Consider the following 11729-nt stretch of genomic DNA (forward strand, 5'->3'; position numbering starts at 1 on the left):
AACCCCCAAGACCGTAATGGTGCGCTTGACCTTGGCGAATTAAATTCGCCACGGGTCGCACCTCTGCATCGCTTACAAAGGGTGTGAGACTAATGTCGATGTCCTAACTGCCCTGGCGACTGCTATAACTTGAACTAACACCTTGATGGCGTGGTTCTTACAGTTGTTGCTCTTTTTGACCACAATGTAATTCCCACAAAAACCGACTGGCTCTATCCATCTCGACGATCGTCCAGCCCTCACTCAGCTTTTGTGGGACGTTTTTGTTGACCAACGTGTACAGTTCATCCCCAACGATTACCAGTTGCAGAAACTGATCAAGCAAGGCGTACAGCATCAATACAGGTTTAAGCCCACCCAAACGTTCTTCCCAATCAATCACCGTTTTCAAGGAAACGTTAAAGGTACGAACCACACGGAGACCCATCCCTTCGCTTCTGGCTTTGAGAATCTCGATAATGCGACTTAAGGGGGTGCGCAGTCCTGCTATGGGGGTGGCGAAGGTCTCACGCTCAGTACGTATCGCACTCAAAGCAATGGTAGATGGTTCGTGTGCCGTTTTGGGTCTCATAGCGGTCGTGGGGTTTAACTTGTGGACTACCACACAACGGACAATTTTGGGATAATAACTCCATTGCTCACCTCTAAGTCGCGACAGGTCAAATCTTACCTATTATCCCTCCTAATTCAGATATAGCAAGACTTTCAACCACCCGCTTAACGGAACCAGTGCCAAACTCCCCCGATAGTAAACTGCCCCGACCTAGCTAGCGCTTTAGGTCGGGGCTTTGTCCGAGATCAATTTTGCACAACCAGCTGTCACACCCACCTAGCACCGGAAACTCAAGAACTTTGGAACAAAAATGTCACTTTATCACCTTTCCCCAAGCTAATGCGATCGCCTGTTCTTAGCCGATGCCGATTGCCTGGTGCTAGAGACGTGTGGTTGACATAAGTGCCATTGGAGCTGCCTACATCTTCTATATAGTAGGTATCCCCCTCAACTCTGATATCGGCGTGAATGCGAGAGACAATGTCTGAGTCAGGAAAACCAGAGACATCAATATCCGGGGGAATTTTATCATTGGGCTTACCCAGATGAATCACCGATATATGCTGCGGTAACTCAATTGTTGTATTGGTTTGCATATGCAGCAGTTGAGCTGAGATTACCTGCAACTGAGTTTGGGCAGTACCTCTATTGGGTACAGGGGGCGGTGGCGGGTTCTCTAAGTCAGCTTCTGGTATTGACGGTGATGGCGAGTTTTGGCTAGATTCTTCCTGAGAAAACCCTAAATTGCCAACGGTAGGTAGCGGCAATGGCAGGGTTTCTAAGTCAGGATTCTGCGGTTGAAATGCTTCTGAGTTGAGGGCTGGATTAACGACCGTAGCTGGCATAGGGGTGGTAGATTCAGCATCATCAGAACTGATAGGATTGGATGCTGGATCGGGGACTTGAGTATTCATAGCCATGGGTATAGGTTCAATAAGTGGGTCTGGGGATACCAAGTCGGGTATCTCTGGGGTAGAGTTTGACCCTGATTTCTCCCCTTTCTCCATATTGGCACCCACATTCAAGTGAAATCCACACTGACCACAGAAGCTTGCGTCAGTCTGAACTGTTGCACCACAGTTAGGACAGCTGGTAGTGGAAGGTAAGGGAGTGTAGCAGGCTTCACATTGGGTAGCCCCTTCCGGATTTTGGTGATTGCAGTTAGGGCAAACAATCATAGAACTTTAATTTATTATTTTTAACAGCTATTATCTAGTTTCAGATAATGTGACGATCATACACTTCCCGATCGGGCAAGTGTAGGCTTAATGCACCTCTTAAGGCTACCAGAACTCCTTTCTCCTTTGGAGACTCTGCGCGAACGAGGTACTATTAGTGATAGAACTATCAATAACTGGATTCCATCATGGCGCGTTTTCTTGTCAGGAACACGTCCTGCCCCACTTGTAATAGACTTGATTGAAGTTACTGTTTCGCACTTCATCGTTCACACTTGACACTTCCGCGCTTGTCAATGTTTCAAATCTTGACCTGCTGATTCATCTAGAAGCCACCAAAGTTCTCCTTGGGGCTGGATCAACCGAGCTGGATAGGTTTGTGGATCAGCTTCGGGGGCAAATATTTGAGCCAAGGCTGCTCTTTTGCCAGCACCAGCAACCAGAAACATAACGCAGTTGGCATGGTTAATCAAGCTCGACGTAAAGGTGATTCGTGGTTGACCATCTTTGTTGCCAACTGTAACTAGTCGGTCTTTTACTTGCAGAGCCTCTGTATGGGGGAATAGGGAGGCAGTATGGCCATCATCACCAATGCCTAACAAAATTACATCAAAGTGAGGAAACTCTCCTACTGGTATGCCAAAAAACTCATACAGTTGAGCTTGATGTTTATTGGCATCAGCAGTGGGACTAGAGCCATCGGTGGGCATGGGGTGAATGTTAGCCTCTGGTATATCGACTTTGTCTAACCAGGCCAGACGAGCCATCCTTTGATTACTATCCGGGTGCTCGGGACTAACATAGCGTTCATCACCCCAAAACACATGAATGTTATTCCAGGCAAGGTCAAAGGTAGCGATCGCTTCGTATAAAGGCTTGGGGGTGCTACCGCCAGCAAGGGCAATGGTACAGCGACCGTTAGCCTGGATTGCTCCTTCGATTTTACTGAGGACAACATCAACAGCTCGCCTAATCAAAGCTTCTTTATCCGGTACAACTTCAACCACTTTGTTCATAAAACCTGTCTGCCGAGGAACACTACATCCACAAGACTACCGTTAATCAGCGATTGTGCGATCGCTTTACCTGATTAAGGAAGAATACCAGGAATTATCCTAACACCTTGATTAGTGGTTAATGGTTAATGGTTAATGGTTAATGGTTAATGGCTAAGGCTGGTGACGCTCACCTAAAATGTAGAGCGCGGGACTTCCCCTCTAAAACTTAACACCAGCTAGGATGTTGGAGTTAGGATTCTTGATTGCCATAGGTTAATATGGGCAAAGCGCCATGGTTGGCCTTCGTGCTATTCTATTTTTACACTTGAGTGAGTACTCCAAAAACTACTCCAAAAACTAGTAAGCCAGTAATTTGAGGAGGAATTAATCATTCAAGTACTAAATTCGATGATTAAGTTAATCTAATAATCGCGCTTCATAGCCCATGAATACTAATTCTGTTTATTCCTCGTTTACTGCTCTGACTCTTAAGGTTGTCGGGGTGATAATGATCGTTTCCTCTCTTTTGGATTACATCATTTTGGCAATTCCCTCACAGGGAGCTAGCCTGTTAAAGCCAGAGTGGCAGTTGAACTTTGCTACCCAAGTTGTTGACCGAGGCATTATCCCTATGGTCGGCATTGGGTTTTTATTTGCTGGATATTGGATTGCTCAAAGTGCTGCTACCGCTACCACACAGCCAAAATCTTCGGTTCAAGATCTCCGATTTTGGGTGCTGTGTCTCTCTAGTTTTCTAGGGTTGGTCTTTTTGCTAATGGTACCCCTACATCTCAATAACCTTCGTTTGCAAAGTTCCCAGGCTCTAGAACAAATTAACCAAAGAGCCAAGACCGCCGAAGTTCAACTGGAAAACCGCACTCAGCAAGTCACTGAACTTCTCAAAAGTCCTCAAGGTATAGCCCAGGTAGAAAAGAGACTCGCCGATTTAGATGCAGCCATTAAAAGTGGTAGGATTCCAGCACAACAGCTTGAGCAAGCCAAAGCTCAGGCTAACAGAGTTAGACAACAATTGCAGGCAATAAAGGAAAACCCTGACGTACTCAATCAAGAAGCAGAGCAGAATATTAACCAAATCCGTAGTCAGAAACTTCAACTAGAGAAACGAGCCACCACTGAAGCTTTCAAACTGGGCATTAAAACTGGTCTGAGTAGCTTACTCCTAGCAATTGGCTATATTGCCATTGGCTGGACCGGATTGCGCGGGTTGGGAAGTACACCAGTAACCCGTCGTGGACAAGCTTAGTAGGGTAGAGACTTTTAACCCTGACCAGATTTTTGATGATGATCCCCAAGACATGTTCTCGATCTATATCCTGACCTACAACGAAGAACTAGATATTGCTGCTTGTATCGAGTCAGCCCTACTATCGGACGATGTGATGATCGTAGATTCAATCAGTAGCGATCGCACTGTAGAAATTGCTAGTCAGTATCCGGTGCGAGTTGTGCAGCACGCCTTTGAAAGTCACGGACGTCAGCGCACCTGGATGCTCAAGGAAGTCCCCACCAAGTACGAATGGGTCTATATCCTTGAAGCTGATGAACGCATGACCCCTGAGTTATTTGCCGAATGCCAGGGAGCAATACAAGGACAGGAGCATGTGGCTTATTACGTTGCTGAGCGGGTCATGTTCATGAATCGGTGGATTCGCTACTCTACTCAGTATCCCCGTTACCAACTACGGCTGTTTCGTAAGGACAATGTTTGGTTTGATGATTATGGTCATACGGAACGGGAAGTATGTGATGGACCGACTGGTTTCATCAAAGAAACATATCCTCACTACACCAACAGTAAGGGATTTACCCGCTGGATTGATAAACACAATCGCTACTCTAGCGACGAAGCCCTCGAAACCTTGCGCCAGTTGGACCAAGGAACTGTTCAGTGGGCAGACCTATTTTTTGGGCGTTCGGAAGTAGAAAGACGCCGTGCCCTCAAAAACTTGTCCTTACGCTTGCCCTGGCGACCTGTATTGCGTTTTATATACATGTATTTCCTACTGGGAGGCTTCCTGGATGGTCAAGCCGGGTTTACCTGGTGTACCTTACAAGCATTTTATGAGTATCTGATATTGGTCAAACTTTGGGAACTCAAGCATCCCATGCACCCTCCCAGTAGCCGTGTCATGTCCTCAACTTCCCAAGGCTCAAAAGACTCTGATGCTACCCAGGTCACTTCATCCTCATCCTAGTAGTCTTGATGTCAGATTAGGGTAGAATCAAAGAGATTACTATACCATTGGCTAACTAACTGAATTGGCTAACTAACTGATAAATCAAACATTTCATAGTAAAACTGGGTAGCAGCAATCCCCGCGTCTAATCACCGGTGAGTGTCAATTCCGATTCTCTATCTTTGTTAATCTATCTCTGGTAATATGTAAAGAATAATACCGATTGATCTGGTCAAAGGGAAAAAGCTGGTCTGATGTTAGTTCATGCCAGTAATAACCCTATAGCTAGTGCTGGGTAAAATCTAGTCATGGGTATAACGCCCTAATGGCATCATATTGTCACCCATTAACTAGCGCCAGACTTTGGAAGTGGTATTCTAGATTGATCCGAACGGGCTACCGTTTTGTGGCAGTATCTAGAAACCAGATTTGGAGTAGCTAAAGCCAACTCCAAACTCTAGAACGGGAAGGTAAAACAGGTGTAATTCCACCGTTAAAACTTACCCAACTATCGAGATAAGCTAATAGGCGCAGCGTAGATTTTTCCGATGATATAGCTTCCCATGGGTGAAAGCAACCCAACTTTCCTCCCACTCCACCTACTGCAAAATCAGTGTCTATTGGTGTAGAATAACTGAGTTCGTTCCCGTAGCGTGCGCCTATGCCCAATCTAACCAACTATCAGACCATTGAGGAGTCTAAAGTCAGGAGCTTCGATTCAGACTAATTGATTGTCAAGGAACTTTTCCGATAAATTGGCGAAAGAATCCAATAATATTCTGTATAGTGCCACTAACATCGCTGAATTATTATGATGAAAACTGAATTCTTTATCCTGTATCCTCCTCATAAGGGAGTAAATTGATTAGATTGCCCATTGCCCATGGGCGCACGCTACGGGAACGGCGCACGCTACGGAAACTGAGGTATACTAGTGTATAACGGCTATAGCCACCTTGGCATTTTTTCACCCACTCCAAAAAAAAGTGGCTAGAACAAGTTGGGAGAGTAGTTGTGATTTAGGTGGCTAGTAAAAAATTTTATTCAGTTATTAAAAGGAGAATCTGTGCTCTGTGTTCGAGGGCTTGAAGCAGGATCTAAAAAATGACCTAATTGCGGGGATTCTAGTGGTAATTCCCCTGGCTACCACAATCTGGCTGACGATTACAATCGCCAACTGGGTGATAAATTTTTTAACTAGAATTCCCAAACAAATTAACCCTTTTGATAATCTCAACCCTATCTTAGTAAATCTGCTAAATTTAGCAGTGGGACTGACAGTCCCACTACTATTTATTATGCTGATTGGCTTGATGGCACGCAACATTGTTGGACGGTGGTTGCTAGATTTGGGTGAGAAAATATTGCAAGCGATTCCCTTAGCTGGCTCAGTATACAAAACCCTTAAACAGATTTTGGAAACCCTTTTACAGGATTCTAAAACTAAGTTTAGTCGGGTGATTTTGGTAGAGTATCCTCGCCAAGGAGTCTGGGCGATAGCGTTCGTCACCGGTGTTGTGAGTGCACAACTCCAATCCCACATGAATCGTCCGATGTTGAGCGTTTTCATACCTACTACTCCTAATCCCACCAGTGGCTGGTATGCTATGGTTCCTGAAGAGGAAGTCATTAATCTTTCGATGTCCATCGAAGATGCCTTTAAAGTATTGCTCTCAGGTGGAATTGTTAGCCCAGATAGCCCTGCAATCCCAATTAACCTACAGCAGCCTCCTGAAAAGCAACCATTGGAAGAACCTTTGCCTGAGATGATACAGCAGGTTTTGCCAACAGAAGAAACCTAATCTTTTTGGGTAAAAGGACAAAATTAACTAAGGACAAACAATGCAACCTCGCAGAATGGCCCGTGAACTGGCTCTTTTGAGCATCTCTCAGATGCCCAACTCACCAGAGCGGTTGGATACACAACAACTGAATAATCTGGTGCTGGCGGCTGTTCGTACCCTGACTGGAGAAATTCAAGAGGCTTTAGAAACGGCGGCGGCTGAACTGAAACGGGGTAGCGATCGCATTCTCGAAAGTGAAACTCGCGCTACTGATGTACGTAGTGCTAGAGCTATGGTAACGGATGCAATTGAGTTAACCGAGAAAGCGATCAATCACTTGGGAAGTGCGGTAGAGATTCCCGAAATTGTCCAGTTGTCTAATACGGCTGAAGTCCGTAGCTATACCCTAGAAATTATCAAAGCTGTCAGTCGTAGACAGCTTGAGATTGATCAGATGTTGAACCAATCCCTGAAAGATTGGCAACTGAAGCGCTTACCTCGTATTGACCGGGATATTCTGCGGATGGCTGTGGCGGAAATTGCGTTTTTAGGTATCCCAGACCGAGTCGCAATTAATGAAGCAGTGGAACTGGCTAAACGCTACAGTGATGAAGAGGGACACCGTTTTATTAATGGTGTCTTGCGTCGTGCCAATGACTTGATTAAAACTCAAGCTCTACCACAATAGCGGAGGGAGTAGGGAGTAGGGAGTAGGGAGTAGGGAGTAGAGAGGAGGAGTATCGGGAATAGACTAAAATTAGCCTAATAGGCCAGGCTAGATCACAAAATTAAGAATATTAAGTCAAATATCGATAAAATTAAGGGAAAAGGTTAGGGATTAGCCTAGGGCTAAGCACTCAAAACCTAAATCAAATATTGAATATATATAGTTAATTGACGCCATAGTCAAGTAAGGGTAATGGTCTTTAATTGGTTCCACCGAAAGTCTGATCCTAGCGCAGAGTCTGCTGAGAAAAAGGACTCTGATACATCTCAAGTAGAATCGGAACAAAAGGCAACAGAGCAACAACCAATAGACCAAGCTGATTCTAAATCTGTCGAAGAGTCATCCTCAGCAGCAGCTGATGATTACCTGAGTTGGGCAAAAGCTGCCTACAAAAATATTCAGAAGCAACAAGTAGATCAATCTCCAGAGGAAGACACTACTGAAAGTAAGCCAGTAGATGATACAACGGCTCAGCCAGCAGCAACGGCTAAACCGGAAAAACCTCAAGAATCTCAGGAGACTGAATCTCTAGCGGCTGAAACATCCGAAGCGTCTACTGAATCTCCAGCGGCTGAAACATTGGAAGTGTCTGAGGAAACTGACACTACAGAAGTCGCTGAGATAGGTCAGATAGCTGTTGAAGAAGAATCACAAGCACAATCACAAGCACAATCACAAGTAGAATCACAAGTAGAATCACAAGTAGAAGAGTCTACAGTTAGTGAAGCTTCGGTAGATACTGCTGAAACGGTGGAACCAGTAACCGAGCAATCCTCTGATCAGATGGTAGAGGAGGTAGTATCAACACCATCGGATTCAGAATCTAATCATGACTCATCTATAGGTATGACCTTGGTTGAGAATAAACCAATCCCTGAGTCAGATAGCTTGACAACTGATATAGCTCCATCAGCTGAGACAACAGAGGAAGAAACGCCTGCTTCTGGCCCAAGCTGGGCGCGTCGAGCAAGTGCTAACCGACTAGCACGGCTGGAACGTCTTAAGGAAACAGCTATTGAGACCCCTGAACCGGAACCCGAAGTGGCAACTGTGATCGAAGAGGATGAAGGGGAAGCAGAGATAGATCAAGATATGCTGGGTCTGGCCTTTGATGATGGGTTCTTGTGGTCAGCAGAAGTGTTGGCATCTCAAGGAAGAAGTCCTGAGGATATCTCGATCGAGGAAATTAGCTGGCTCAAGCAACTGCGTCAGGGATTGGGCAAAACTCGTCGTAGCTTGATTAACCAAATAAAGGCGATTGTGGGTCAAGGCCCGTTGAATCAAGACGCGGTAATGGAGATTGAGTCGCTGCTGTTACAAGCAGATGTAGGAATTGAGGCCACTGACTATATTATTGATACTCTACAAGCTAAGTTGCGGGAGGAGTCTCTACCAGCAGAAAAAGCGATCGCATATCTCAAACAAATCATCAGAGATTTGCTAGAGCAACCTTACAGTAACAATTACAGTCGGATCTTTGCTCCAGAAAACGATACCTTGAATATCTGGCTGATGACTGGAGTCAATGGTGCTGGTAAAACTACTACTATTGGTAAACTCGCTAACTTAGGTCAGAAGTCAGGCTACCGTTGTTTAATTGCAGCAGCAGATACCTTTCGAGCTGCTGCAGTGGAACAAGTTAAGATTTGGGGAGAGCGCAGTGGTACTGAAGTGATTGCTAATCCTGGTAAGAATACTGATCCAGCTGCTGTTGTGTTTGATGGTATTAGTGCTGCCCAATCTAGAAATACCGAATTACTGTTGGTGGATACAGCAGGACGATTGCAAAATAAGAAAAATCTAATGGAGGAATTGGCGAAAATTCGGCGAATTGTTGCTAAAAAAGCCCCAGATGCCAAAGTTGAATCGTTGCTAGTGCTGGATGCTACTTTGGGTCAAAATGGTTTACGTCAAGCACAAGTCTTCTCAGAGGCGGCAAAACTGAGTGGAGTGGTATTGACAAAATTGGATGGAAGTGCCAAAGGTGGTGTCGCTTTAGCAGTAGTGCGGGAACTGGGTTTACCGATTCGCTTTATTGGTGCAGGGGAAGGGATTGAAGATTTACGGCCTTTCTCTAGTTATGAATTTGTGGAAGCTTTGCTTAGTGGCTAAGCTGGTCTTGACAGCAAGGGAGTCGGGAGTCGGGAGTCGGGAGTCGGGAGTCGGGAGTCGGGAGCAGAGGGATAGGGTTTGACGGTTTTGCTTCGTTTTGCTTCTCACTGAATAATATCCAATATAAATGGACAACAGTTTAGTAATGTAATGACTAAGTTGTCCATACTTATTATGGAAGCAAAAAAATATAATTGCTAAAAAACGCGATCGCTAAAGTCTCCCTCATCAAGGATAAGCCAGCTTCTGGTTGATTCGATTTGAATGCGATTGGCCTAAGGTCACGCTACGCTATCGCAAATTCCCCATCAAGCCGATATTACTTCAAAATCAGAAATCGTCTCAATCCAGACCCGTGCTCCACACTTGAGGGGATCATCTGGACGATACATCACCCGACAGGGGCCATTGACCTCTACCGTATGACCGTAAACATTTTTAGAGCCTCGCTTCACCGTAATCACAGGATTACGCTCTCCGGTGTTGAGATTTTGGCGAATGACTTTCTGATTAACGTGGATCACAGCCTTAGTGTACTCTGTGCGCTTTGACCAGTTCCGTTTTGGTCCGCGAGTGCCAGGAGTGACCACCGGCATACCATCAAACAACGGAATCACCCAAGTTCTGCCCACCTTATAAGCCCCTTTAACTCTGCCTTTGCCCAGAAGGTAACGGACGCGAGTGGCGGAAACACCAAGTAATTCAGCGGCTTGTGCGGTGGAAATCATCATGGGGAATAAACCATTGCTTTAACGATATTATTACTTTAACACACTTTTTCGGAAAAGGCAAGGATATAGTAAAACTATTGCACTGTCACAATTTAAAAGAGAAACGAATGGGATGAGTGGGTTTAGCAAGTTAAACAGGATAAGAGGGTGCTAAAAACTATTGCATTGTCGCAATTTCTAATCATGTGGGATGTATGGGATGTGTAGAGATTGTAGGATGATTAGGATAAAAGGGTTATCTAAAACTATTGCATTGTCGCAATTTCTAATTCTGTGGGATGTATGGGATGTGTAGAGATTGTAGGATGATTAGGATAAAAGGGTTCTATAAAACTATTGCATTATCGAAATATCAGCTCTGGCCTGTTGCCTGTTGCGTAAGCTATCAGCTATCAGCTATCAGCTATCAGTCATCAGCTTTTGAATAAAACAGGTAAGCATTTTTTTATCTGAGTTAGGGAAAGCTGACCGCTGACCGCTGACCGCTGACCGCTGACCGCTGACGGCTGACGGCTGAATGGTTACCCTGTTGCCTTTGTTATGGAAATGCGATTGACCGTAGGTCACGCTACGGGAACGCTTTCCTGGAACCCTTTGTTACTCGACCATAGGGAATGCGATCGCTTTTTCTATTCTCTCCTATGCACATTTTTGCTTTTTTGTCAATTCATAAGTCTTAAAATTTATCGATTGTTTCAGGGACATTAGGGTTTTCAAATGAGATGTAAACAGAGAATTGCTCTAACCGGAAACAAGAAACAGCTGAAAGAGAATATTAGCAAAGGACTCCGGGATTTTTTGATGTGATCAGAAATCCGCCTTAGTGTTCATGACCTATTTGGAAAGGGGTTATTTCCTCTGATGAAAGAATAAAAGATTAGATTAAAATTGTCTCTAGTTGGTTCCTCTTGTTCCGGATTGTGGTATAGTATTATCAAATAAACTATACTCAAAGTAAATAATCTTAAAAATATAGCTATTTGTTATGGTTTGGCTAGACAAGTTGTTGTTACCCCAATTACAACCCTGATAGCTCATCATACTAGATAATCAGATAATACTAATTTTTATAAGTTTATAGTCTGGTAAATTTACGGATTTGATTGAAAAGGCGGGTTGTTAACTTCTCTAACTTCCCCCTTATCAATCGAAGCTGTAGATGCAGCTTGCCAGTAACTTAATCAATAATTGTGTGATTGTGGCTTGTGCTATACGGGTATATCTCGTTTTTGCTGTTTGACACGGTGGTGCGTTACGGGCAGCAACATAACCCTGGCTACGAGGCAGAAAATGATCGCCCCCCTAACGCACCCTACTGGCGTGGCACAGCTAAAATAGTGGAATAGAAGGATGATTATTTGAGGTCAAAAAAATGGGAAGAGGTCGTAGAGATAAAGTGCTGCTGACAATCGAACAAAGACGAAGACTAGAAAACATCAGTCGCAATG

Annotated in this window: 13 protein-coding genes; 6 read left to right on the forward strand and 7 right to left on the reverse strand. The window is 44.6% G+C overall.

From position 1 onward, the window contains the following. Window positions 1-157: 157 nt before the first annotated feature. The 3 genes from F6K37_RS20375 to pgl form a co-directional block, all read right to left on the reverse strand. Window positions 158-571 (reverse strand): hypothetical protein, encoded by a 414-nt coding sequence (locus tag F6K37_RS20375; protein WP_008178534.1) that lies wholly within the window; start codon window positions 569-571, stop codon window positions 158-160. A gap of 272 nt (window positions 572-843) precedes the next feature. Beyond that, window positions 844-1731: a double zinc ribbon and FHA domain-containing protein gene (locus F6K37_RS20380; protein ID WP_008178531.1), complete on the reverse strand. Its 888-nt coding sequence runs from the start codon at window positions 1729-1731 to the stop codon at window positions 844-846. Between the two features lie 293 nt (window positions 1732-2024). Beyond that, window positions 2025-2747, reverse strand: a complete 723-nt coding sequence (gene pgl / locus F6K37_RS20385) for a 6-phosphogluconolactonase (protein ID WP_287251755.1) — start codon at window positions 2745-2747, stop codon at window positions 2025-2027. 427 nt (window positions 2748-3174) lie between these two features. Here pgl and hpsJ-B point away from each other — a divergent pair, with 427 nt between their 5' ends. Together hpsJ-B and F6K37_RS20395 are read left to right on the forward strand one after the other, a co-directional pair. After that, window positions 3175-3993: a hormogonium polysaccharide biosynthesis protein HpsJ gene (gene hpsJ-B, locus F6K37_RS20390; protein ID WP_008178528.1), complete on the forward strand. Its 819-nt coding sequence runs from the start codon at window positions 3175-3177 to the stop codon at window positions 3991-3993. Between the two features lie 52 nt (window positions 3994-4045). Further along, window positions 4046-4945, forward strand: coding sequence for a glycosyltransferase family 2 protein (locus tag F6K37_RS20395; protein WP_287251762.1), 900 nt, complete (start codon window positions 4046-4048; stop codon window positions 4943-4945). An 812-nt stretch (window positions 4946-5757) separates the two neighbouring features. On the opposite strand, the gene F6K37_RS20400 is transcribed toward F6K37_RS20395, so the two are convergent. Then, complete coding sequence (locus F6K37_RS20400) at window positions 5758-5898, reverse strand: hypothetical protein (protein ID WP_154659653.1); 141 nt, start codon at window positions 5896-5898, stop codon at window positions 5758-5760. A 102-nt stretch (window positions 5899-6000) separates the two neighbouring features. Here F6K37_RS20400 and F6K37_RS20405 point away from each other — a divergent pair, with 102 nt between their 5' ends. The 3 genes from F6K37_RS20405 (at window position 6001) to ftsY (ending at window position 9550) form a co-directional block, all read left to right on the forward strand. Next, complete coding sequence (locus F6K37_RS20405; RefSeq protein WP_008178521.1) at window positions 6001-6729, forward strand: DUF502 domain-containing protein; 729 nt, start codon at window positions 6001-6003, stop codon at window positions 6727-6729. 40 nt (window positions 6730-6769) lie between these two features. Then, the gene (gene nusB, locus F6K37_RS20410; RefSeq protein WP_008178519.1) at window positions 6770-7399 is read left to right on the forward strand and encodes a transcription antitermination factor NusB; all 630 of its coding nucleotides are present in this window, start codon (window positions 6770-6772) and stop codon (window positions 7397-7399) included. 231 nt (window positions 7400-7630) lie between these two features. Then, a complete protein-coding gene (gene ftsY / locus F6K37_RS20415; RefSeq protein WP_008178517.1) occupies window positions 7631-9550 on the forward strand; it encodes a signal recognition particle-docking protein FtsY in 1920 nt (639 codons plus the stop codon). Here ftsY and F6K37_RS20420 read toward each other — a convergent pair. The 3 genes from F6K37_RS20420 to F6K37_RS20430 form a co-directional block, all read right to left on the reverse strand. Then, on the reverse strand, window positions 9500-9685 hold the full coding sequence (locus F6K37_RS20420) for a hypothetical protein (RefSeq protein WP_287251758.1): 186 nt from the start codon (window positions 9683-9685) through the stop codon (window positions 9500-9502). The two genes, ftsY and F6K37_RS20420, sit on opposite strands and share 51 nt — an antisense overlap. Window positions 9686-9858: 173 nt before the next feature. After that, complete coding sequence (locus F6K37_RS20425; protein ID WP_287251759.1) at window positions 9859-10281, reverse strand: helix-turn-helix domain-containing protein; 423 nt, start codon at window positions 10279-10281, stop codon at window positions 9859-9861. Between the two features lie 399 nt (window positions 10282-10680). Further along, the gene (locus tag F6K37_RS20430) at window positions 10681-10848 is read right to left on the reverse strand and encodes a hypothetical protein (protein WP_154659652.1); all 168 of its coding nucleotides are present in this window, start codon (window positions 10846-10848) and stop codon (window positions 10681-10683) included. A 638-nt stretch (window positions 10849-11486) separates the two neighbouring features. Here F6K37_RS20430 and F6K37_RS20435 point away from each other — a divergent pair. Next, complete coding sequence (locus F6K37_RS20435; protein WP_287251761.1) at window positions 11487-11627, forward strand: hypothetical protein; 141 nt, start codon at window positions 11487-11489, stop codon at window positions 11625-11627. Window positions 11628-11729 lie beyond the last annotated feature (102 nt).

Source organism: Moorena sp. SIO4E2, assembly GCF_010671945.1.
Classification (GTDB): domain Bacteria; phylum Cyanobacteriota; class Cyanobacteriia; order Cyanobacteriales; family Coleofasciculaceae; genus Moorena; species Moorena producens.